This is a genomic window from Streptomyces sp. NBC_00259, from assembly GCF_036181745.1.
GTDB lineage: Bacteria > Actinomycetota > Actinomycetes > Streptomycetales > Streptomycetaceae > Streptomyces > Streptomyces pratisoli.
Window position 1 is genome coordinate 4,667,523 of the sequence record NZ_CP108080.1, and the last position, 22,167, is coordinate 4,689,689.

27 protein-coding genes are annotated in these 22,167 nt (G+C 68.7%); 24 read left to right on the plus strand and 3 right to left on the minus strand.

The window, feature by feature from the left end:
• Window positions 1–4: 4 nt before the first annotated feature.
• The 17 genes from OG766_RS21240 (at window position 5) to truA (ending at window position 10,733) form a co-directional block, all read left to right on the plus strand.
• Window positions 5–190: a type Z 30S ribosomal protein S14 gene (locus OG766_RS21240; protein WP_003956452.1), complete on the plus strand. Its 186-nt coding sequence runs from the start codon at window positions 5–7 to the stop codon at window positions 188–190.
• A gap of 212 nt (window positions 191–402) precedes the next feature.
• Window positions 403–801, plus strand: a complete 399-nt coding sequence (gene rpsH, locus OG766_RS21245) for a 30S ribosomal protein S8 (RefSeq protein ID WP_017949652.1) — start codon at window positions 403–405, stop codon at window positions 799–801.
• Window positions 802–823: 22 nt separating this feature from the next.
• Entirely contained in the window at window positions 824–1,363 is a 540-nt protein-coding gene (rplF, locus tag OG766_RS21250; RefSeq protein ID WP_266381590.1) for a 50S ribosomal protein L6, read from the plus strand.
• A gap of 3 nt (window positions 1,364–1,366) precedes the next feature.
• Window positions 1,367–1,750: a 50S ribosomal protein L18 gene (gene rplR, locus OG766_RS21255; protein ID WP_242329301.1), complete on the plus strand. Its 384-nt coding sequence runs from the start codon at window positions 1,367–1,369 to the stop codon at window positions 1,748–1,750.
• Window positions 1,751–1,792: 42 nt separating this feature from the next.
• A complete protein-coding gene (rpsE, locus tag OG766_RS21260; protein ID WP_242329302.1) occupies window positions 1,793–2,404 on the plus strand; it encodes a 30S ribosomal protein S5 in 612 nt (203 codons plus the stop codon).
• Complete coding sequence (gene rpmD / locus OG766_RS21265) at window positions 2,404–2,586, plus strand: 50S ribosomal protein L30 (RefSeq protein WP_266381593.1); 183 nt, start codon at window positions 2,404–2,406, stop codon at window positions 2,584–2,586. The genes rpsE and rpmD overlap by 1 nt, the downstream gene beginning before the upstream one ends.
• A 2-nt stretch (window positions 2,587–2,588) precedes the next feature.
• Window positions 2,589–3,044 carry a 50S ribosomal protein L15 gene (rplO, locus tag OG766_RS21270; RefSeq protein WP_266381595.1) on the plus strand — a complete coding sequence of 152 codons (456 nt, stop codon included), beginning with the start codon at window positions 2,589–2,591 and terminating at the stop codon, window positions 3,042–3,044.
• A 249-nt stretch (window positions 3,045–3,293) separates the two neighbouring features.
• On the plus strand, window positions 3,294–4,613 hold the full coding sequence (gene secY / locus OG766_RS21275) for a preprotein translocase subunit SecY (RefSeq protein ID WP_266381598.1): 1,320 nt from the start codon (window positions 3,294–3,296) through the stop codon (window positions 4,611–4,613).
• Window positions 4,613–5,278: an adenylate kinase gene (locus OG766_RS21280; RefSeq protein ID WP_266381601.1), complete on the plus strand. Its 666-nt coding sequence runs from the start codon at window positions 4,613–4,615 to the stop codon at window positions 5,276–5,278. Before secY ends, OG766_RS21280 begins: the two co-directional genes overlap by 1 nt.
• A gap of 145 nt (window positions 5,279–5,423) precedes the next feature.
• A complete protein-coding gene (gene map, locus OG766_RS21285; RefSeq protein ID WP_266381603.1) occupies window positions 5,424–6,260 on the plus strand; it encodes a type I methionyl aminopeptidase in 837 nt (278 codons plus the stop codon).
• A gap of 160 nt (window positions 6,261–6,420) precedes the next feature.
• Complete coding sequence (infA, locus tag OG766_RS21290) at window positions 6,421–6,642, plus strand: translation initiation factor IF-1 (RefSeq protein ID WP_003956442.1); 222 nt, start codon at window positions 6,421–6,423, stop codon at window positions 6,640–6,642.
• 58 nt (window positions 6,643–6,700) lie between these two features.
• Window positions 6,701–6,814 (plus strand): 50S ribosomal protein L36, encoded by a 114-nt coding sequence (rpmJ, locus tag OG766_RS21295; RefSeq protein ID WP_003956441.1) that lies wholly within the window; start codon window positions 6,701–6,703, stop codon window positions 6,812–6,814.
• A gap of 196 nt (window positions 6,815–7,010) precedes the next feature.
• On the plus strand, window positions 7,011–7,391 hold the full coding sequence (rpsM, locus tag OG766_RS21300) for a 30S ribosomal protein S13 (RefSeq protein ID WP_004946638.1): 381 nt from the start codon (window positions 7,011–7,013) through the stop codon (window positions 7,389–7,391).
• Window positions 7,392–7,486: 95 nt separating this feature from the next.
• On the plus strand, window positions 7,487–7,891 hold the full coding sequence (rpsK, locus tag OG766_RS21305; protein ID WP_003948617.1) for a 30S ribosomal protein S11: 405 nt from the start codon (window positions 7,487–7,489) through the stop codon (window positions 7,889–7,891).
• A 154-nt stretch (window positions 7,892–8,045) separates the two neighbouring features.
• The gene (locus OG766_RS21310; RefSeq protein ID WP_003956430.1) at window positions 8,046–9,068 is read left to right on the plus strand and encodes a DNA-directed RNA polymerase subunit alpha; all 1,023 of its coding nucleotides are present in this window, start codon (window positions 8,046–8,048) and stop codon (window positions 9,066–9,068) included.
• A 213-nt stretch (window positions 9,069–9,281) separates the two neighbouring features.
• Window positions 9,282–9,773, plus strand: coding sequence for a 50S ribosomal protein L17 (gene rplQ / locus OG766_RS21315; RefSeq protein WP_266381606.1), 492 nt, complete (start codon window positions 9,282–9,284; stop codon window positions 9,771–9,773).
• Between the two features lie 90 nt (window positions 9,774–9,863).
• On the plus strand, window positions 9,864–10,733 hold the full coding sequence (truA, locus tag OG766_RS21320; protein WP_328725970.1) for a tRNA pseudouridine(38-40) synthase TruA: 870 nt from the start codon (window positions 9,864–9,866) through the stop codon (window positions 10,731–10,733).
• 58 nt (window positions 10,734–10,791) lie between these two features.
• Here truA and OG766_RS21325 read toward each other — a convergent pair whose 3' ends face one another.
• Window positions 10,792–11,664, minus strand: coding sequence for a hypothetical protein (locus OG766_RS21325; RefSeq protein ID WP_328725971.1), 873 nt, complete (start codon window positions 11,662–11,664; stop codon window positions 10,792–10,794).
• A 47-nt stretch (window positions 11,665–11,711) separates the two neighbouring features.
• On the opposite strand from OG766_RS21325, the gene OG766_RS21330 reads away from it, so the two are divergent.
• The 5 genes from OG766_RS21330 (at window position 11,712) to OG766_RS21350 (ending at window position 17,702) form a co-directional block, all read left to right on the plus strand.
• Complete coding sequence (locus tag OG766_RS21330) at window positions 11,712–13,343, plus strand: ABC-F family ATP-binding cassette domain-containing protein (protein WP_328725972.1); 1,632 nt, start codon at window positions 11,712–11,714, stop codon at window positions 13,341–13,343.
• Window positions 13,344–13,571: 228 nt separating this feature from the next.
• Window positions 13,572–14,015, plus strand: a complete 444-nt coding sequence (gene rplM, locus OG766_RS21335; protein ID WP_266381617.1) for a 50S ribosomal protein L13 — start codon at window positions 13,572–13,574, stop codon at window positions 14,013–14,015.
• A gap of 44 nt (window positions 14,016–14,059) precedes the next feature.
• The gene (rpsI, locus tag OG766_RS21340; protein ID WP_266381620.1) at window positions 14,060–14,578 is read left to right on the plus strand and encodes a 30S ribosomal protein S9; all 519 of its coding nucleotides are present in this window, start codon (window positions 14,060–14,062) and stop codon (window positions 14,576–14,578) included.
• Window positions 14,579–14,754: 176 nt separating this feature from the next.
• The gene (gene glmM, locus OG766_RS21345) at window positions 14,755–16,113 is read left to right on the plus strand and encodes a phosphoglucosamine mutase (protein ID WP_266381623.1); all 1,359 of its coding nucleotides are present in this window, start codon (window positions 14,755–14,757) and stop codon (window positions 16,111–16,113) included.
• A gap of 176 nt (window positions 16,114–16,289) precedes the next feature.
• Complete coding sequence (locus OG766_RS21350; protein WP_328725973.1) at window positions 16,290–17,702, plus strand: alpha/beta hydrolase family protein; 1,413 nt, start codon at window positions 16,290–16,292, stop codon at window positions 17,700–17,702.
• Here the strand turns inward: OG766_RS21350 and OG766_RS21355 are convergent.
• Entirely contained in the window at window positions 17,691–18,638 is a 948-nt protein-coding gene (locus tag OG766_RS21355) for a DUF389 domain-containing protein (protein WP_266381629.1), read from the minus strand. The two genes, OG766_RS21350 and OG766_RS21355, sit on opposite strands and share 12 nt — an antisense overlap.
• Before the next feature lie 18 nt (window positions 18,639–18,656).
• Window positions 18,657–19,649: a type I pantothenate kinase gene (coaA, locus tag OG766_RS21360; protein WP_266381632.1), complete on the minus strand. Its 993-nt coding sequence runs from the start codon at window positions 19,647–19,649 to the stop codon at window positions 18,657–18,659.
• 254 nt (window positions 19,650–19,903) lie between these two features.
• Here coaA and glmS point away from each other — a divergent pair, with 254 nt between their 5' ends.
• A complete protein-coding gene (gene glmS / locus OG766_RS21365; RefSeq protein WP_328725974.1) occupies window positions 19,904–21,751 on the plus strand; it encodes a glutamine--fructose-6-phosphate transaminase (isomerizing) in 1,848 nt (615 codons plus the stop codon).
• Window positions 21,748–22,116, plus strand: coding sequence for a holo-ACP synthase (locus tag OG766_RS21370; RefSeq protein WP_266381639.1), 369 nt, complete (start codon window positions 21,748–21,750; stop codon window positions 22,114–22,116). The genes glmS and OG766_RS21370 overlap by 4 nt, the downstream gene beginning before the upstream one ends.
• The last annotated feature ends 51 nt before the right edge of the window (window positions 22,117–22,167 follow it).

Consider the following 22,167-nt stretch of genomic DNA (forward strand, 5'->3'; position numbering starts at 1 on the left):
CGAGATGGCGAAGAAGGCTCTCATTGCCAAGGCTGCTCGTAAGCCCAAGTTCGGTGTGCGTGCGTACACCCGCTGCCAGCGCTGCGGCCGTCCGCACTCCGTGTACCGCAAGTTCGGCCTGTGCCGCGTGTGCCTTCGTGAGATGGCTCACCGTGGCGAGCTGCCGGGCGTGACCAAGAGCTCCTGGTAATCCCGGGTTTTCCCGGAATTACCGGAGGCTCTCGGTAAGCAACGGGACGGCGGGGCCCTCCCTCACATGCCGTAGGCTTGTGGGGTTGGGCGCCCGCCGCCCTGATCGACTTACTACGCCGTAGGTCCCCGCGCCGCACCCGTCCCGCCCATGTGTGGGGAGAGGGATGGCGCATACAGGAAACCCCGGCGAGAGAGGCCGAAGGCCAATTCATGACCATGACTGATCCGATCGCAGACATGCTGACTCGTCTGCGTAACGCGAACTCGGCGTACCACGACTCCGTGACGATGCCGCACAGCAAGATCAAGTCTCACATCGCGGAGATCCTCCAGCAGGAGGGCTTCATCACGGGCTGGAAGGTCGAGGACGCCGAGGTCGGCAAGAACCTCGTCCTCGAGCTGAAGTTCGGCCCGAACCGTGAGCGCTCCATCGCGGGCATCAAGCGGATCTCCAAGCCCGGTCTCCGGGTGTACGCGAAGTCCACCAACCTGCCGAAGGTGCTCGGCGGCCTGGGCGTGGCCATCATCTCCACGTCGCACGGTCTCCTCACCGACAAGCAGGCCAGCAAGAAGGGTGTGGGCGGGGAAGTCCTCGCCTACGTCTGGTAGTCGGGAACGGAGGAGAAGAAACATGTCGCGTATCGGCAAGCTCCCCATCTCGGTTCCCGCCGGCGTGGATGTCACCATCGATGGCCGTACGGTCCAGGTGAAGGGCCCCAAGGGCTCCCTGACCCACACCGTTGCCGCGCCGATCGAGATCGCGAAGGGTGAGGACGGCGTTCTGAACGTCACCCGCCCCAACGACGAGCGTCAGAACAAGGCCCTGCACGGCCTGTCCCGCACGCTGGTGGCCAACATGATCACCGGTGTGACCCAGGGGTACGTCAAGGCGCTCGAGATCAGCGGTGTCGGTTACCGCGTTGCCGCGAAGGGCTCCAACCTGGAGTTCCAGCTCGGCTACAGCCACTCGATCCTGGTGGAGGCGCCCGAGGGCATCTCCTTCAAGGTCGAGTCGCCGACCAAGTTCTCGGTCGAGGGCATCGACAAGCAGAAGGTCGGCGAGGTCGCCGCGAACATCCGCAAGCTGCGCAAGCCCGACCCGTACAAGGCCAAGGGCGTGAAGTACGCGGGCGAGGTCATCCGCCGCAAGGTCGGAAAGGCTGGTAAGTAAGCCATGGCATACGGCGTGAAGATTGCCAAGGGCAAGGCCTACAAGGGCGCTTCCCTGAAGCGTCGCCACATCCGCATCCGCAAGAAGATCTCGGGTACCCCGGCGCGTCCGCGTCTGGTCGTCACCCGGTCCAACCGCGGGATCACGGCTCAGGTCATCGACGACCTCGCGGGTCACACCCTCGCGTCGGCGTCCACCCTGGACTCGTCCATCCGTGGCGGCGAAGGCGACAAGTCGTCGAAGGCGAAGCAGGTCGGCCAGCTCGTGGCCGAGCGTGCCAAGGCCGCCGGCATCGAGGCTGTCGTGTTCGACCGTGGCGGCAACCAGTACGCCGGGCGCATTGCCGCCCTGGCGGACGCCGCCCGCGAAGCCGGTCTGAAGTTCTGACCCGGTTCCGTAGCTGACGGAAAACGAAGAGAGGTAATTCCAATGGCTGGACCCCAGCGCCGCGGAAGCGGTGCCGGTGGCGGCGAGCGGCGGGACCGGAAGGGCCGTGACGGCGGCGCAGCTGCCGCCGAGAAGACCGCTTACGTTGAGCGCGTTGTCGCGATCAACCGTGTCGCCAAGGTTGTGAAGGGTGGTCGTCGCTTCAGCTTCACCGCGCTGGTCGTGGTGGGCGACGGTGACGGCACCGTGGGTGTCGGTTACGGCAAGGCCAAGGAGGTGCCGGCCGCCATCGCCAAGGGTGTTGAGGAGGCCAAGAAGCACTTCTTCAAGGTCCCCCGTATCCAGGGCACCATCCCGCACCCGATCACGGGCGAGAAGGCTGCGGGCGTCGTCCTGCTCAAGCCGGCTTCCCCCGGTACCGGCGTTATCGCCGGTGGCCCGGTGCGTGCCGTGCTCGAGTGCGCCGGCGTTCACGACATCCTGTCGAAGTCGCTCGGCTCGTCCAACGCGATCAACATCGTCCACGCGACCGTGGCGGCCCTGAAGGGTCTGCAGCGTCCCGAGGAGATCGCGGCGCGCCGCGGTCTGCCGCTCGAGGACGTCGCCCCCGCGGCCCTGCTTCGTGCGCGTGCCGGTGCGGGAGCGGGTGCGTAATGGCCCGCATCAAGATCACGCAGACGAAGTCGTACATCGGCAGCAAGCAGAACCACCGTGACACCCTGCGTTCGCTTGGCCTGAAGAGGGTCAACGACGTGGTCGTCAAGGAGGACCGCCCCGAGTTCCGCGGAATGGTGCACACCGTCCGCCACCTCGTGACGGTTGAGGAGGTCGACTGATCATGGCGGAGCAGAACCCGCTGAAGATCCACAACCTCCGTCCCGCCCCGGGCGCCAAGACCGCCAAGACCCGTGTGGGTCGTGGTGAGGCGTCGAAGGGTAAGACGGCCGGTCGTGGTACCAAGGGCACGAAGGCCCGTTACCAGGTTCCGGAGCGCTTCGAGGGTGGGCAGATGCCCCTCCACATGCGTCTCCCGAAGCTGAAGGGCTTCAAGAACCCGTTCAAGACCGAGTACCAGGTCGTGAACCTGGACAAGCTCACCGCCCTCTACCCCGAGGGTGGCGAGGTCACGGTCGCGGACCTGGTCGCCAAGGGCGCGGTTCGCAAGAACCAGCTCGTCAAGGTGCTCGGCCAGGGTGAGGTCTCCGTGGCGCTGCAGGTGACGGTCGACGCCGTCTCCGGCTCCGCCAAGGAGAAGATCACCGCCGCCGGCGGCACCGTCACCGAGCTCGTCTGATCTGAGACGAGCCGATGGCCTGAACACCAACCGGGGATGCCTCTCAAAAGGGGCATCCCCGGTTGGTCGTTCCAAGCGGGGCACACTCGCCGGTAAGGTGGCGTGCGTTGTTGCTGTAATCCTGGGGGGTGACCCCCGCGCCGCGAGGTGGGGCCGAAGGCCTCCCCGGACGGTTTTGGACTCATACGTATTCGTCGAACCTCAAGACCGTCACCTCTGACGCTTTGCGCGGGGGTCGCAGGAGGCACCGTGCTCACCGCGTTCGCCCGGGCGTTCAAGACGCCCGACCTGCGCAAGAAGCTGCTCTTCACGCTTGCCATCATCGTGCTGTACCGGGTCGGCGCACACATTCCGGTCCCCGGCGTCAGTTACGAGAACGTCCAGATCTGTGTGGACCAGGCCTCGAAGAACAACAGCAGCCTGTTCGGCCTCGTCAACATGTTCAGCGGCGGAGCGCTGCTGCAGATCACGATCTTCGCGCTCGGCATCATGCCGTACATCACAGCGAGCATCATCCTGCAGCTGCTGACCGTGGTCATTCCGCGTCTGGAGGCCCTCAAGAAGGAGGGCCAGTCCGGCACGGCGAAGATCACGCAGTACACGCGTTACCTCACGGTCGCGCTGGCCGTGCTGCAGGGCACCGGCCTGGTGGCCACCGCCCGCAGCGGAGCGCTGTTCTCGGGGTGTCAGGTCGCCAACGAGATCGTCCCTGATCAGTCGATCTTCGTGACCGCCACGATGGTGGTCACCATGACCGCCGGCACGGCCATGGTCATGTGGCTCGGCGAGCTGATCACGGACCGTGGTATCGGCAACGGCATGTCGATCCTGATGTTCATCTCGATCGCCGCCGGTTTCCCGGGCGCCCTCTGGGCCATCAAGGAGAGCGGCAGCCTCGCCAAGGGCTGGATCGAGTTCGGCACGGTCATCCTGATCGGCTTCGTGATGGTGGCGCTCGTCGTGTTCGTCGAGCAGGCCCAGCGCCGTATCCCCGTGCAGTACGCGAAGCGCATGATCGGCCGCAGGTCGTACGGCGGTACGTCCACATACATCCCGCTGAAGGTGAACCAGGCGGGTGTGATTCCTGTCATCTTCGCGTCGTCGCTGCTCTACATCCCGGCGTTGATCGCCCAGTTCTCGAATTCCAACTCGAGCTGGAAGACCTGGATCGAAGCCCATCTCGTCAAGGGCGACCACCCGTACTACATCGCTCTGTACTTCCTCCTGATCGTGTTCTTCGCCTTCTTCTACGTGGCGATCTCGTTCAACCCCGAGGAAGTCGCGGACAACATGAAGAAGTATGGTGGCTTCATCCCGGGTATCCGGGCTGGTCGACCTACCGCCGAGTATCTGAGCTACGTGCTCAACCGGATCACCTGGCCGGGCTCGCTGTATCTGGGTCTGATCGCTCTTGTGCCGACGATGGCGTTGGCGGGCTTCGGTGGTGCCAACCAGAACTTCCCGTTCGGTGGCACCAGCATCCTCATCATCGTGGGTGTCGGTCTCGAAACCGTGAAGCAGATCGAGAGCCAGCTCCAGCAGCGCAACTATGAAGGGTTCCTCCGCTGATGCGAATCGTCCTCGTCGGACCGCCCGGTGCGGGCAAGGGCACGCAGGCTCAGTACCTTGCCAAGAACCTGTCGATCCCGCACATCTCCACGGGCGACCTCTTCCGGGCCAACATCAGCAAGGGCACGGAGCTCGGCAAGCAGGCCAAGGCGTACATGGACGCCGGCAACCTGGTGCCCGACGAGGTCACCATCGGGATGGCCAGGGACCGCATGGCTCAGCCGGACGCCCAGAACGGCTTCCTGCTCGACGGTTTCCCGCGCAACGTCTCCCAGGCCGAGGCGCTCGACGCCGCGCTCGCGGTGGACGGCGTGAAGCTGGACGCGGTGCTGGACCTGGAGGTCCCCGAGGACGAGGTCGTGAAGCGGATCGCGGGTCGCCGCATCTGCCGCAACGACAGTGCGCACGTCTTCCACGTCACGTACACCCCGCCGAAGACCGAGGGCGTCTGCGACGCCTGCGGCGGCGAGCTGTACCAGCGCGACGACGACTCTGAGGAGACCGTGCGCAAGCGGCTCGAGGTCTACCACACGCAGACCGAGCCGATCATCGACCACTACCGGGCCCAGGGCCTCGTGGTCACCATCTCCGCGCTCGGCAAGGTCACCGAGGTGACCGAGCGGGCGATGGAGGCACTGCAGAACGACCCGGCCGCCCAGGCCTGAGTCATGCGGTGCGCGGTGCGCAGTACGCACCACCACTGAGCTGTTTCCGATACGGCCGCGGTGTCCCAGGGACGCCGCGGCCGTATCGTTGATTACCCAGGCATTCCGCCGAACCACTCTCCGATTCCGAAAGGCGCCGGCACTCATGGTGCAGATCAAGACCCCCGAGCAGATCGCGAAGATGCGCGAGGCGGGGCTGGTCGTCGCCGCCATCCACGCGGCGACCCGTGAGGCGGCGGTCCCCGGCGCCACGACGAGGGATCTCGACGAGGTCGCCCGCAAGGTGATCGCCGACCATGGCGCCAAGTCGAACTTCCTCGGCTACGGCGGTTTCCCCGCCACCATCTGCACCTCGGTCAACGAGGTCGTCGTCCACGGCATCCCGGACGAGAAGACGGTCCTCAAGGACGGCGACATCATCTCCATCGACGCCGGCGCGATCGTCGACGGCTGGCACGGCGACGCGGCGTACACGGCCTTCGTGGGTGATGGTCACGCTCCGGAGCTGCTGGAGCTCTCCCGGGTGACCGAGGAGTCCATGTGGGCCGGTGTCGCCGCGATGAAGAACGGCAACCGCCTGGTCGACATCTCCCGCGCCATCGAGACGTACATCCGCCGTCAGCCGAAGCCGGGCGGCGGCAAGTACGGGATCATCGAGGAGTACGGCGGCCACGGCATCGGCACCGAGATGCACATGGACCCCCATCTGCTGAACTACGTCAGCCGTAAGCGCGGCAAGGGCCCGAAGCTGGTCCCCGGCCTGTGCCTGGCCATCGAGCCGATGGTGTCGCTCGGCACGCCGCACACCGAGGTACTCGAGGACGACTGGACCGTCATCACCATCGACGGCACCTGGTCCTCGCACTGGGAGCACTCGGTCGCCCTGACCGAGGAGGGCCCCCTGGTCCTCACCGCGGTCGACGGTGGCAGGGCCAAGCTGGCGGAGCTCGGTGTCACGGCGGCGCCGGATCCTCTGGCATAACGATCACTTCCGTTGGGCAAACTTCCGGATTCGTCTTTTCCAGGGGCCTGACGTAGACTGATGCGTCGGCTCTCGTGTACCCGTATGTCCGCTTGCGGTAGTCCGTTGCGGTCAAACGGCGACGAGAGTCGATCAAGGTAGCCGATTCGAAGGGCGAAGCGTGGCCAAGAAGCAAGGTGCCATCGAGATCGAGGGCACCGTGATCGAGTCTCTGCCGAACGCCATGTTCAAGGTGGAGCTCCAGAACGGTCACAAGGTCCTCGCGCACATCTCCGGCAAGATGCGGATGCACTACATCCGAATCCTCCCGGACGACCGAGTCGTTGTGGAGCTCTCTCCGTACGACCTCACGCGTGGCCGGATCGTCTACCGATACAAGTAGATCTTGCCGTCACCCCTCCCGTGGGGTGCTGGCACTGACCCGGAGAACCTCACATCCCATGAAGGTCAAGCCGAGCGTCAAGAAGATCTGCGACAAGTGCAAGGTGATCCGCCGTCACGGCCGGGTCATGGTCATCTGCGACAACCTGCGCCACAAGCAGCGCCAGGGCTGACGCACGCCGACCTGCACTTCGCAGTTCTTCGAGCGACGCGAGCAATACGTACATAAGCAGTGCCCGTCCACGCCTCACGGCTGACGACACCTCCGGCGGGGGCCGGGGACCCGGACGTACCACCTCTTCGAACGGGAGAGATCGGCGGTCGGGAGCGGTACTGCGGAAGACCCCCGAACACCACAGGAGCCATTGAATGGCACGCGTTTCCGGTGTTGACATCCCGCGCGACAAGCGTGTGGAGGTCGCACTCACCTACGTCTTCGGTATCGGCCGCACCCAGTCGAAGGCGACTCTCGCCGCGACCGGTGTGAACCCGAACACCCGCGTTCGTGACCTGGCCGAAGAGGACCTGGTCAAGATCCGCGAGTACGTGGACGCCAACCTCAAGACCGAGGGTGACCTCCGCCGCGAGATCCAGGCCGACATCCGCCGCAAGGTCGAGATCGGCTGCTACCAGGGTCTGCGCCACCGCCGCGGTCTGCCGGTCCACGGCCAGCGCACCAGCACGAACGCTCGTACCCGCAAGGGCCCGCGTCGCGCCATCGCCGGTAAGAAGAAGCCGGGCAAGAAGTAGTCCTCAGCAGGACGCACTGTGTGATCTGGGGGGCTGCCCCCAGACCCCCCAAGCGGTCTTCGCTGTAGGACCGACCACCTCCACGGGAGAAATACATGCCCCCCAAGGGACGCCAGGGCGCTGCCAAGAAGGTGCGCCGCAAGGAAAAGAAGAACGTCGCGCACGGCCACGCGCACATCAAGAGCACGTTCAACAACACGATCGTGTCCATCACGGACCCGACCGGCAACGTGATCTCCTGGGCCTCCGCCGGCCACGTCGGCTTCAAGGGCTCGCGCAAGTCCACCCCCTTCGCCGCGCAGATGGCCGCCGAGTCGGCCGCCCGCCGCGCGCAGGAGCACGGCATGCGCAAGGTCGACGTCTTCGTCAAGGGTCCGGGCTCCGGCCGTGAGACCGCGATCCGCTCCCTCCAGGCCACCGGCCTCGAGGTCGGCTCGATCCAGGACGTCACCCCGACGCCGCACAACGGCTGCCGTCCCCCCAAGCGTCGTCGCGTCTGACGCCCTCTGTGCCCCCTGGGGCGTGGTGGGACAACGCTTGACCTGAGTGTTCGGGCGGTACGGCTCCTCCGGGTCGTGCCGCCCGTACCCTTGCAGTACGCAGTACTCCGTCGGGCGTCAAATAGCGGGCGCCCACGACTGAAGGAAAAACACCATGCTGATCGCTCAGCGTCCTTCGCTGACCGAAGAGGTTGTCGACGAGTACCGCTCGCGGTTCGTCATCGAGCCGCTGGAGCCCGGCTTCGGCTACACGCTCGGCAACTCTCTCCGCCGCACGCTCCTCTCCTCGATCCCGGGCGCGGCCGTCACGTCCATCCGGATCGACGGTGTCCTGCACGAGTTCACCACCGTGCCGGGCGTCAAGGAGGACGTCACCGACCTCATCCTGAACATCAAGCAGCTGGTCGTCTCCTCGGAGCACGACGAGCCGGTCGTGATGTACCTGCGCAAGCAGGGCCCGGGTCTGGTCACCGCCGCCGACATCGCGCCCCCGGCCGGTGTCGAGGTCCACAACCCCGACCTCGTCCTCGCCACGCTCAACGGCAAGGGCAAGCTGGAGATGGAGCTGACCGTCGAGCGCGGTCGCGGTTACGTCTCCGCCGTGCAGAACAAGCAGGTGGGCCAGGAGATCGGCCGTATCCCGGTCGACTCCATCTACTCGCCGGTGCTGAAGGTCACGTACAAGGTCGAGGCGACCCGTGTCGAGCAGCGCACCGACTTCGACAAGCTGATCGTCGACGTCGAGACCAAGCAGGCCATGCGTCCGCGTGACGCCATGGCGTCGGCCGGTAAGACCCTGGTCGAGCTGTTCGGTCTGGCCCGCGAGCTCAACATCGACGCCGAGGGTATCGACATGGGCCCGTCCCCGACGGACGCCGCCCTTGCCGCCGATCTTGCGCTGCCGATCGAGGAGCTGGAGCTCACGGTCCGCTCGTACAACTGCCTCAAGCGCGAGGGCATCCACTCCGTGGGTGAGCTCGTCGCCCGTTCCGAGGCCGACCTGCTCGACATCCGCAACTTCGGTGCGAAGTCGATCGACGAGGTCAAGGCGAAGCTGGCCGGCATGGGCCTGGCCCTCAAGGACAGCCCGCCCGGATTCGACCCGACCGCCGCCGCGGACGCCTTCGGCGCCGACGACGACGCGGACGCCGGTTTCGTCGAGACCGAGCAGTACTGAGCCCCTCCCGGTGGGAGTGCCGGGGCCCGACGGCCCCGCACCCCACCGGGGTGGCTTTCCCCGGGGCCCCGCCCCGGACCCCGGCCGGGCCCTCGGGTCCCGGCCGGCGCAAGGCTTCCCCCGGGTCCCCGGGGGTGCGCGAGGGGCGACGTCCCTCGCACAGGCTGACCTCGGTACCTGATACGGCCGGGGCAGATCCCAAGGAGAAGAACCATGCCGAAGCCCGCCAAGGGTGCCCGTCTGGGCGGCAGCGCCGCGCACGAGAAGCTGCTCCTCGCGAACCTCGCGAAGTCGCTCTTCGAGCACGGCCGCATCACCACGACCGAGGCCAAGGCCCGCCGCCTGCGCCCGGTCGCGGAGCGTCTGATCACGAAGGCGAAGAAGGGCGACATCCACAACCGTCGCCTGGTGCTGCAGACGATCACGGACAAGGGCATCGTCCACACGCTCTTCACCGAGATCGCTCCGCGCTACGCCGAGCGTCCGGGTGGCTACACCCGGATCACCAAGATCGGCAACCGTCGTGGTGACAACGCCCCGATGGCCGTGATCGAGCTCGTCGAGGGCGAGATCGCGAAGAAGGCCACGGTCGCCGAGGCCGAGGCCGCCACCAAGCGTGCGGTCAAGGAGGCGGACGAGGCCAAGGTCGAGGAGACCAAGGCCGAGGACGCCGCCGAGGCTCCGGCCGAGTCGAAGGACGCCTGAGCGTTCGAGCGGCTTTCCGGCTGAACGGCTGACGGACGGGCCCGTCCCCCTCGTGGGGGCGGGCCCGTTCCGCTGAAAGGGACATGATTCGTGAGCGATGACGTGAAGCCCGGTTTCGTACGGGTGCGGCTCGACCTGTCGTACGACGGCCGGGACTTCTCCGGCTGGGCCCGGCAGACCCGTGGGCAGCGCACCGTCCAGGGCGAGATCGAGGACGCGATCCGTACGGTCACCCGGTCGTCGCAGACGTACGAGCTGACCGTCGCGGGCCGCACGGACGCGGGTGTGCACGCCCGCGGTCAGGTCGCTCACGTCGATCTGCCGCAGGCCCTGTGGGACGAGCACCGCGAGAAGCTGCTGCGACGGCTCGCCGGGCGGCTGTCCCACGACGTGCGGGTGTGGAAGGCCGAGGAGGCCCCCGCCGGCTTCAACGCCCGCTTCTCCGCGATCTGGCGGCGTTACGCCTACCGTGTCACCGACCACCCCGGCGGCGTCGACCCGCTGCTGCGCGGGCATGTGCTGTGGCACGACTGGCCGTTGGACGTGGACGCCATGAACGCCGCCGCCGAACGGCTCCTGGGCGAGCACGACTTCGCCGCGTACTGCAAGAAGCGCGAGGGCGCGACCACCATCCGGACCCTGCAGCAACTGCGCTGGGAGCGGGATCCGTCGGGGATCCTCACCGCGACGGTGAAGGCCGACGCCTTCTGCCACAACATGGTGCGCTCGCTCGTCGGCGCGATGCTCTTCGTCGGTGACGGACACCGTCCGGTGGACTGGCCCGGCAAGGTCCTGGCCGCAGGGGTCCGCGACTCCGCCGTCCACGTCGTACGACCGCACGGGCTCACCCTGGAGGAAGTCGGCTACCCCGCCGACGAGTTGCTGGCCGCCAGGAACCTGGAGGCCCGCAACAAGCGCTCACTTCCCGCCGCTGGACCCGCGGCGGGCGGCTGCTGCTGAACGGCCCGGTGGCGAGCCGTCAGCCGCCGGGCGGCCCGCCGGGGCGCCGCGTCGGCGGTCAGCTCGCCGGGGCCGTCGCGGCCGCCGACGCCTGCAGCTCGCCGCGGCGCACGATCTGGCGGAACGTGAACTCGGCCAGGTCGTCGCCGGGCTGGAACGCCTTGGTGTCGCCCTTGGTGACGGACTTTCCGTTGAGATGTCCGGTGGCGGTGAAGTAGGCGTAGCGGCCGTAGGAGTTGCCCACGAAGCGGCAGACCGGGCCGCCCTTGCAGAAGCCCGCGACGCCGGAGCCCGAGAGGGGCGCGATGCTGCGGGCCGACTTCTTCACGGCCGCCTGGGCCTGGGCCTCGGTCGGGAAGACCGCCACGCCGATGGTGACGGCCACGCCGTCCTTGGTGTACGTGGCGCGGATGACCTGGTCACAGCCGTGGGAACGGAGTGCGGTGCCCAGTGAACCCTGGGTGGCGGAGGCGCAGTTGGTGGTGCGCGCCGTGGGGCCCTTGGTGTAGACGCGGTCGCCCATCGTCAGCTTCCGGCCGGGGAAGAGGGTGTCGGCGCTGATCGGTGCCTTGTCCTTCGCCTCGCTGGAGATGAAGTCCTTCGGATTCGGCGGGGGCGGCGGGGCGACCGCGGAGAACGAAGGCTGCGGCTGCGTCGTCTCGTTCGGCAGCTCGGGTGCCGTGGGCAGATCACCGGCGTTCTTGTCGGAGGGCGCGGCGTCGTTCATGAAGACGACGGCCGTGGCCACGATCGCGGCGACGGCCGTCGTCGCGAGCGCACCGGCGCCGATCAGCAGCCACCTCTTGCGGCGCGCACGCGACGCGGAGGCGTCGGCCAGCGCAGCCCAGTCGGGCGTCGACGACGACGACGGTGACTGCTGTCCGTACGGCTGTTGCGGCTCCTGCGGCCACTGCGGTCCCCCAAAGCTCATGCCGCGCATCCTAAACCTGTTGGGCGTGGGCGTGTCGCCCGGCGAGAATGCCCACCATGGGACATCTCGAGGCCGGACATCTGGAGTACTACCTGCCCGACGGGCGGGTGCTGCTCGGCGACGTCTCGTTCCGCGTCGGTGAGGGCTCGGTCGTCGCCCTGGTCGGGGCGAACGGCGCGGGCAAGACGACACTGCTCCGGCTGCTCTCCGGGGAGCTGAAGCCGCACGGCGGGACCGTGTCGGTGAGCGGCGGGCTCGGGGTGATGCAGCAGTTCGTCGGCTCCGTGCGGGACGAGCGCACGGTCCGGGACCTGCTGGTCTCGGTGGCCCAGCCGAGGATCCGGGAGGCGGCGCGGGCGGTCGACGAGGCCGAGCACCTGATCATGACCGTGGACGACGAGGCCGCGCAGATGGGCTACGCCCAGGCGCTGAGCGACTGGGCCGAGGTGCAGGGGTACGAGGCCGAGACGGTCTGGGACATGTGCACCATGGCCGCGCTCGGCGTCCCGTACGAGCAGGCCCAGTGGCGTCTCGTACGCACCCTGTCCGGGGGCGAGCAGAAGCGGCTGGTGCTGGAGGCGCTGCTGCGCGGTCCGGACGAGGTGCTGCTGCTGGACGAGCCGGACAACTATCTGGACGTGCCGGGCAAGCGGTGGCTGGAGGAACGGCTGCGGGAGACCCGCAAGACCGTCCTGTTCGTCTCGCACGACCGGGAGCTGCTGGCCCGGGCCGCGCAGAAGATCGTGGCGGTGGAGCCGGGGCCGGCGGGCAGCGACGTGTGGGTGCACGGCGGGGGCTTCGACACGTTCCACGACGCGCGGCGGGAGCGGTTCGCGCGGTTCGAGGAGCTGAAGCGGCGCTGGGAGGAGGAACACGCCCGGCTGAAGGCGCTGGTCCACAAGCTGCGGCAGCAGGCGGCGATCAGCCCCGACATGGCGTCGCGGTACCGGGCGATGCAGACGCGGTTCAGGAAGTTCGAGGAGGCCGGCCCGCCGCCGGAGCCGCCGCGCGAGCAGGAGATCCGGATGCGGCTGCGCGGCGGGCGCACCGGGGTGCGGGCCGTGACCTGCGTGAACCTGGAGCTCTCCGGGCTCATGAAGCCGTTCGACCTGGAGATCTTCTACGGGGAGCGGGTCGCGGTCCTCGGGTCCAACGGCTCGGGCAAGTCCCACTTCCTGCGGCTGCTCGCGGGCGACACGTCCGTGGCGCACAAGGGCGAGTGGAAGCTGGGCGCGCGCGTGGTCCCGGGGCACTTCGCCCAGACGCACGCGCACCCCGAGCTTCTCGGGCGCACGCTGGTCGACATCCTGTGGACGGAGCACGCCAAGGACCGCGGCGGCGCGATGTCGGTGCTGCGGCGGTACGAGCTGGAGCGCCAGGGCGACCAGACCTTCGACAAGCTCTCCGGCGGTCAGCAGGCCCGGTTCCAGATCCTCCTCCTGGAGCTGGAGGGCACCACGGCGCTGCTCCTCGACGAGCCCACGGACAACCTGGACCTGGAGTCGGCGGAGGCGCTCCAGGACGGCCTGGAGGTCTACGAGGGCACCGTGCTCGCCGTCACGCACGACCGCTGGTTCGCGAAGTCCTTCGACCGATATCTGGTCTTCGGCTCGGACGGCGTGGTCCGGGAGACGGCGGAGCCGGTGTGGGACGAGCGGCGGGTCGAGCGGGCCCGCTAGGGCGGGCGCGTTTTGACCCATACAGGGCTGCGCGGGTAGTCTCGTCGATTGTTATGCGTATTGGCTTCGTCGTTCTCACGCGAAGGGCCCTTACGTAGGTTCCCTGGAGCAGTTACCAGTGGCTCGCATACGGGCTTCGTCCCCGGCATTGTGAGCCCCAGCTGCATGATCGCTTCAGAGGATTCGTGTGTCTGGAACCCATCCACCGAAGAAGCGAAGGCTACGACCTTGCGTACGTACAGCCCCAAGCCCGGCGATGTCACTCGCCAGTGGCACATCATCGACGCGCAGGACATCGTCCTGGGCCGTCTGGCGACTACGGCAGCGAACCTCCTCCGGGGCAAGCACAAGCCGATCTACGCCCCCCACATGGACATGGGCGACTTCGTCATCATCATCAACGCCGAGAAGGTTCACCTCTCCGGCAACAAGAAGACCCAGAAGATGGCCTACCGCCACTCCGGGTACCCGGGTGGTCTGCGCTCCGTCCGCTACGACGAGCTGCTGGCCAAGAGCCCGGAGAAGGCCGTGGAGAAGGCCATCAAGGGCATGATCCCGAAGAACACCCTGGGTCGTCAGATGCTCTCGAAGCTGAAGATCTACGCGGGCGAGAACCACCCGCACGCTGCTCAGCAGCCGGTCCCGTTCGAGATCACCCAGGTCGCGCAGTAGTTCCGGCCACCCCCTAAGACGTACAGAAAGATCTGAGGAGAATCGTGGCCGAGACCACCGCAGAAACCCCCGTCGAGGGCGAAGAGACCTACGCCGAGGTCACCACCTTCGAGTCGGAGACGCCCGTCGAGGGCGAGTACACCTCCGAGTCCCTCGCGTCCCGCTTCGGCGAGCCGCAGCCGGCCGCCGGCCTGGGTCGTCGCAAGAACGCCATCGCCCGTGTCCGGATCGTTCCGGGCACCGGCAAGTGGAAGATCAACGGTCGCACCCTTGAGGAGTACTTCCCCAACAAGGTGCACCAGCAGGAAGTCAACGAGCCCTTCAAGGTGCTCGAGCTCGACGGCCGCTACGACGTCATCGCCCGTATCGCGGGTGGCGGCGTCTCCGGCCAGGCCGGCGCCCTGCGCCTCGGCGTGGCCCGCGCGCTGAACGAGGCGGACGTGGACAACAACCGCGGCCCGCTGAAGAAGGCCGGCTTCCTGAGCCGCGACGACCGTGCGGTCGAGCGCAAGAAGGCCGGTCTGAAGAAGGCCCGCAAGGCCCCGCAGTACAGCAAGCGCTAAATCGCCTGCTGGCCTGTACGGCATACGTTCGCCCCGGCGGCACTCCGTGCTGCCGGGGCGTTCCGTTTATCGGACCCGGGAGACCCCCGGGGTGACACAGCTCGGCGTCCTGGGCGTATAAACGACAGGAAAGCGCCGGGGGACGCGCGTTTTCGGAGCATTTTCGGAGGACACCAGTGGGACGACTCTTCGGCACGGACGGTGTGCGCGGTGTCGCGAACGCGGATCTGACGGTGGAGCTCGCGCTCGGCCTGTCGGTCGCGGCGGCGCACGTGCTCGCCGAGGCGGGCACGTTCGAGGGCCATCGGCCGACGGCGGTGGTCGGACGTGATCCCCGCGCGTCCGGGGAGTTCCTGGAGGCCGCCGTCGTGGCGGGCCTCGCGAGCGCGGGCGTCGACGTCCTGCGCGTCGGTGTGCTGCCCACGCCGGCCGTGGCGTACCTCACCGGTGCGCTGGGTGCCGACCTCGGGGTGATGCTCTCCGCGAGCCACAACGCCATGCCGGACAACGGCATCAAGTTCTTCGCGCGGGGCGGCCACAAGCTCGCCGACGAGCTGGAGGACCGCATCGAGTCCGTGTACGAGGAGCACCGCACCGGTGCCCCGTGGGACCGGCCGACCGGTTCCGGCGTCGGCCGCGTACGCGACTACGACGAGGGCTTCGACAAGTACGTCGCCCACCTCATCGCCGTCCTGCCGAACCGGCTCGACGGGCTCAAGGTCGTCCTCGACGAGGCGCACGGCGCGGCCGCCCGGGTCTCGCCCGAGGCGTTCACCCGGGCCGGTGCCGAGGTCGTCACGATCGGCGCCGAGCCGGACGGCCTCAACATCAACGACGGCTGCGGTTCCACCCACCTGGACCTGCTGAAGGCCGCGGTCGTGGACCACCGGGCCGACCTCGGCATCGCCCACGACGGCGACGCCGACCGCTGCCTCGCCGTGGACGCGGCGGGCAACGAGATCGACGGCGACCAGATCCTGGCCGTGCTCGCGCTGGCCATGCGCGAGGCGGGCACGCTGCGCGGCAACACCGTCGTCGCCACCGTCATGTCGAACCTGGGCTTCAAGCTGGCGATGGAGCGCGAGGGCGTCGAGATGGTGCAGACGGCCGTCGGCGACCGGTACGTCCTGGAGTCGATGAAGGAGCACGGGTACGCGCTGGGCGGCGAGCAGTCCGGCCACGTCATCGTCCTCGACCACGCCACGACCGGCGACGGCACCCTGACCGGCCTGATGCTGGCGGCCCGGGTCGCCGCGACGGGCCGCTCCCTGGCGGACCTCGCCGGTGTCATGGACCGGCTCCCGCAGGTCCTGATCAACGTCCCGGACGTCGACAAGTCGCGCGTCTCGTCCTCGGTCGAGCTGACGGCCGCGGTCACCGAGGCCGAGCGGGAGCTCGGCACCACCGGCCGGGTGCTGCTGCGCCCCTCCGGCACGGAGCCGCTGGTCCGTGTGATGGTCGAGGCCGCGGACATCGACCAGGCCCGCTCGGTGGCGGGACGGCTGGCGGACGCGGTGAAGTCGGCGCTCGGCTGACCTCCGGGGGCTTCCGCAGGGGGGTCACCCCCTGCGGGCCCCGTGCGGGATTCCGGTGCCGTCCCCGGGGACGGCACCGCGACCCGGACCGCGGACGGTCCGTGCGTCGGCTGTTCGGGCGAGTCGAGCGTGTGGCGCGGTGAGGGCCGAGGGGACGGCTCGTACCTTCGGGTCGTATGACGTACGTATCCAGGGAGCGTGCAGCCGGACCCACTCGTCGCAGCGCGCTGGCCGGGCTCGTCGGCGGGGCAGGGGCCGCGATGGCCGCCGGGTGCACCCCCTCGGGAGCGTCACCCGCCGCCGCGCCCACCCCCAGCCGTTCGCCGGGGGCCACCGCCCCGGCGGCGAACCCGACGCCCGGGGCGATGACGCTCTTCAAGGACCCCGCGTACAACTTCGGCGGTCTCATGGCACTCGGCGGGGCCGGTTTCGGCGCCGGGGAGGTGGGCGAGGTGCTCACCGCCGTGAACACGATCAACAAGGCCGGCCTCTCCTCCCAGACGTACGTCGAGACCTTCAAGAAGCTCGGCGACCAGCTCATGGAAGCCCCGGAGGGCAGCAAGCCCGACGACCAGACCAAGCGCTTCCGCGCGCTGCGGGCCGCCCAGTACTACGCCCAGGCGCTGTTCTTCGTCCTCGGCTCCGACGATCCGGGCAGCGAGGAGCAGCTGTACAAGGCCGGGCGAGGCGCCTGGGACACGTTCTGCGGCCTGTGCGACCCGGCGCCGGTGAAGGCGAACGTGCCGTACGGGAAGACCCCGCTGCCGGTGTGGTTCTTCCGGCCGGACGGGGCCGACACGCGCCGCCCCACCGTGATCCTCACGAACGGCAGCGACGGCCAGAACGTCGACATGTGGACCTACGGTGTCCCGGCGGCCCTGGACCGCGGCTGGAACGCCCTCGTGTACGACGGGCCCGGCCAGGGACAGCTGCTCTTCGTGGACCAGGTGGTCTTCTCACCGACCTGGGACAAGGTCGTCACCCCGCTGGTGGACTGGCTGGTCGCCCGCCCGGACGTCGACCCGAAGAAGATCGCCCTGACGGGGCTGAGCATGGCCGGTGACCTGGCTCCCCGTGCCGCGGCCTTCGAGACCAGGATCGCCGCGCTGGTGGCGATGCCCGGCTGTGTCGAGCCCTGGCTGGGCTTCCCCGCGGAGATCCGGGAGATCCTCACCCCGAGCAAGGAGGAGACCAACAACATCTGGAACAAGGAGGTCGTCCCCGAGCTGCCGCCCGCCGCCGCCGCGACGATGAAGAAGCGCTTCGAGCCCTTCTCGATCCCCGCGATGCTCGACGCCCGCGAGGGCAAGCTGTTCACCGACTTCTACACGCCCGCCACGCGCATCCAGGCACTGACGATCACGGACGTCGTCGGACGCATCACGTCGCCCACGCTGGTGCTGGACTACGACGACGAGCAGTTCTATCCCGGCCAGCCGCGCCAGATGTACGACAAACTGACGTCCCCCAAGGACTACGTGAAGCTCACCGCGGCCCAGGGCGCACAGCTGCACTGCTCCCCGATGGCCCCGCAGCTGCACTGCGAGGTCGTCTTCGACTGGCTGCAGGAGACGCTGTCAGGCAGCTGACTTCCTCGTCGTGCGCTTGCGCTGGTTGTTCCACAGCGCCTTCTGGACGAACAGTGTGAGCGTCCCGGCGAGGATGATCCCGAGCAGATTGAGCAGCAGCTGCTCGGTCGAGCCCCAGGCCTGGCCGAACTCGCTCAAGCTGAGCGCCACCGCCGCGTTGGCCGCCGCCGGGACCGTCGTCACCGAGATGGCCACACCGACCAGGGCACCCGACTTCGCCGAGGTCAGCGAGAGCGTGCCCGCGATGCCCGCGAGGACGGCGACGACGAACGAGAACGCGTCCGGGTTGTAGATGAACGCCGTGTTGGGCCGTTCGCCCTCCAGCAGTGCGCGGTCGAAGAGCCCGATGCCGCCCATGAAGAGGCTGAAGAGCACCGTCAACGCCATGGACACCGCAAAACCCACGATCAGCGCGATGAACGAGCGCCAGGCCAGCCTCGGCAGCCGCTGGACCACCGCCGTGCTGAAGCCGGCGAGCGGACCGAACTCCGGGCCGACCGCCATCGCGCCCACGATGAGGATGGCGTTGTCCAGCACCACACCGCATGCGGCGATCATCGTCGCCAGCGTGAGGAACGCGAGGTAGGTGACGGACAGCGTCGACTCCTCGTGCGTCGCGTCGGTCAGGTGCTCCCACAGCACCGCGTCCGCGCCCTCACCCGGTGCGTCGTCCTTCGCCTCGTCGGCGCGCTTCGACAGCGACAGGTCGATGCTGTCGACCGCGATCGAGCCGTCGTGTTCAAGACCGAGCTCCCGGAGGCGGCCGATCAGCTCGTCCCCGGCCTCACGGGCCACGTCGCACAGGACCAGATCGCCCGACGGGTTGCGGGCGGCTCCCGGGACCACGGCGAGGTGGGCCGCGCCGACCGTCTTCTCGACGGTGTCGACGACCTCCTCGGTGCGGTCGGACGGCACGATCAGGCGCAGGTGCAGCACGCGGTGCTCCTCGGCGGTTCAGAGTTTGCGCAGGGACAGGCGCTGGACCTTGTGGTCGGGGCCCTTGCGGACGACCAGCGTGGCACGCCCGCGGGTGGGCGCGACGTTCTCCAGCAGGTTGACCCCGTTGATCGTGCGCCACATCGTGCGCGCGTAGTCCAGCGCCTCCTCCTCGGACACCTGGGTGTACCGGCGGAAGTACGAGGACGGGTCCTGGAAGGCGGTCGCGCGGAGCTTGCGGAAGCGGTTGAGGTACCAGCTCTCGATGTCCTCGGGGCGGGCGTCCACGTACACGGAGAAGTCGAAGTAGTCGGCGAGGCCGACGCGGGTGCGGCCGTCCTTGCCGGGCAGGGCGGGCTGGAGGACGTTGAGGCCCTCGACGATCAGGATGTCCGGGCGGCGTACGGTCAGCCGCTCGCCGGGGACGATGTCGTAGATCAGGTGCGAGTAGACGGGGGCGGTGACCTCGTCCTTGCCGGCCTTGATGTCGGCGACGAAGCGGGTCAGGGCCCGGCGGTCGTACGACTCGGGGAAACCTTTCCGCGACATCAGGCCCCGGTCCTGGAGCTCCTTCATCGGGTAGAGGAACCCGTCGGTGGTGACCAGCTCGACGCGCGGGTGCTCGGGCCAGCGGGCGAGCAGGGCCTGCAGAAGACGGGCGACCGTGGACTTGCCGACGGCGACGGAGCCCGCGACGCCTATGACGAACGGTGTGCCCCGCTGGGTGCCGTGGCCGTTGCCGGCCTCGCCGAGGAAGGTGTTGAGCGCGCCGCGGAGGTTGGCCGTGGCGCCGACGTACAGATTGAGCAGCCTGGACAGCGGCAGATAGATGTCCCGTACCTCGTCGAGGTCGATGACGTCACCGAGTCCGCGCAGCTGCTCGACCTCGGCGGCGGAGAGGGAAAGCGGCGTCTTCTCGCGGAGGGCGCTCCACTCCTCGCGGGTGAGATCGACGTACGGGGACGCCTCTGTCCTGTCCGGCTTGCGGCTTCGTGGCGGCGAAGTGATCACATGCTCATTGTCGGTGCTGCGAGGTGGTCGTGGGGGGTGGGCTCGGTCACGCGGGCGCCGGGCCGGCGGCCGGCCGGGGCGCCGGTGATCACGCGGAAGTCACGGCCGACACCGTGGCGGCCGTGCCGCTAGGTGAGGCCAAGGCCCGTCATCGACGCGCAGGCCGCCAAGCTCGGCCGACCGCTCGCCCGTTCGGGCCGCTGACGCAGCCTGCGACTCCGGCGTCACGGCCACCGGAGTCGTAGGCTGCCGCCATGTGCGGAATCGTGGGTTATGTGGGAGCGCAGTCCGCGCTCGATGTCGTCATCGCCGGGCTCAAGCGGCTCGAATACCGGGGCTACGACTCGGCGGGCGTGGCCGTGCTCGCCGACGGCGGGCTGGCAGCGGCCAAGAAGGCCGGCAAGCTGCTGAATCTGGAGAAGGAACTCGTCGACCGGCCGCTGCCGAGCGGGTCCACGGGCATCGGCCACACCAGATGGGCCACCCATGGCGCACCGAACGACGCCAACGCGCATCCGCATCTCGACAACGCCGGTCGTGTCGCCGTCGTCCACAACGGCATCATCGAGAACTTCGCGGCGCTGCGGGCCGAACTGGCCGAGCGGGGCCACGACCTGGCCTCCGACACGGACACCGAGGTCGTGGCGCATCTGCTCGCCGAGGAGTTCTCGTCGTGCGGTGAACTGACCGAGGCGATGCGACTGGTGTGCAGGCGGCTGGACGGCGCGTTCACCCTGGTCGCCGTCCACGCGGACGACCCGGACGTCGTCGTGGGCGCCCGGCGCAACTCGCCCCTGGTCGTCGGCGTCGGCGACGGGGAGGCGTTCCTGGCCTCGGACGTGGCCGCGTTCATCGCCCACACCCGCTCGGCGATCGAGCTCGGCCAGGACCAGGTCGTCGAACTGCGGCGCGACGGCGTCACCGTGACGGACTTCGACGGCGCGCCCGCGGAGGTCAGGTCGTACCACGTCGACTGGGACGCCTCCGCCGCCGAGAAGGGCGGCTACGACTACTTCATGCTCAAGGAGATCGCCGAGCAGCCGAAGGCGGTCGCCGACACGCTGCTCGGTCGGATCGACGCGAACGGGTCGCTGACGCTGGACGAGGTGCGGATCCCGGCCGCGGTGCTGCGGGAGGCGGACAAGGTGGTGATCGTGGCGTGCGGCACGGCCTTCCACGCCGGTCTCATCGCCAAGTACGCCATCGAGCACTGGACGCGCATCCCCTGCGAGGTGGAGCTGGCCAGCGAGTTCCGCTACCGGGACCCGATCCTGGACCAGCGGACGCTCGTCATCGCGATCTCGCAGTCCGGCGAGACCATGGACACCCTCATGGCGCTGCGCCACGCCCGGGAGCAGGGCGCGAGGGTCCTGGCCATCTGCAACACCAACGGCTCGACGATCCCCCGTGAGTCGGACGCCGTGCTGTACACCCACGCGGGCCCCGAGGTCGCGGTCGCGTCGACCAAGGCGTTCCTGACGCAGCTGGTCGCCTGCTACCTCGTGGCGCTGTACCTGGGGCAGGTGCGGGGGACGAAGTGGGGCGACGAGATCCGGGCCGTCGTCCGGGACCTGTCGCAGATCGCGGGCGAGGTGGACCGGGTCCTGGAGACCATGGGGCCGGTACGGGAACTGGCGCGGTCACTGGCCCGCAAGAAGACGGTGCTGTTCCTGGGGCGGCACGTCGGGTACCCGGTTGCGCTGGAGGGCGCGCTGAAGCTCAAGGAACTCGCGTACATGCACGCCGAGGGCTTCGCGGCGGGTGAGCTCAAGCACGGGCCCATCGCGCTGATCGAGAACGACCTGCCGGTCGTCATCGTCGTCCCCTCGGCACGCAGCCGGTCCGTGCTGCACGACAAGATCGTGTCCAACATCCAGGAGATCCGGGCGCGGGGTGCGCGGACGATCGTCATCGCGGAGGAGGGCGACGAGGCGGTCGTGCCGTACGCGGACCACCTCATCCGCATCCCGGCGACGCCGGCGCTGCTCCAGCCGATGGTGGCGACCGTGCCGCTGCAGGTCTTCGCCTGCGAGCTGGCGACGGCCCGTGGCAACGAGGTGGACCAGCCGCGGAACCTGGCGAAGTCGGTCACCGTCGAATGATCATCGGGGTGGGGATCGACGTCGCCGAGATCGACCGTTTCGAGGACGCGCTGCGGCGGACGCCGGCGATGGCGGACCGGCTGTTCATCGAGAGCGAGCTGATGCTGCCGAGCGGGGAGCGACGTGGAGTCGCCTCGCTGGCCGCCCGCTTCGCGGCGAAGGAGGCGGTCGCGAAGGCGCTGGGCGCGCCGGCGGGGCTGCTCTGGACGGACTGCGAGGTGTACGTCGAGGAGTCCGGCCGGCCCCGCCTGCGGATGCGCGGCACGGTGGCGGCGGCGGCCCGGGCGCGGGGGGTGCGGACGTGGCACCTCTCGCTGAGCCATGACGCCGGGGTGGCCTCGGCGATGGTGATCGCGGAGGGGTGAGCGGTGTCCGGCGGCACCGTACGGGCCGGGCATGGCGGCATGGCCCCGTGA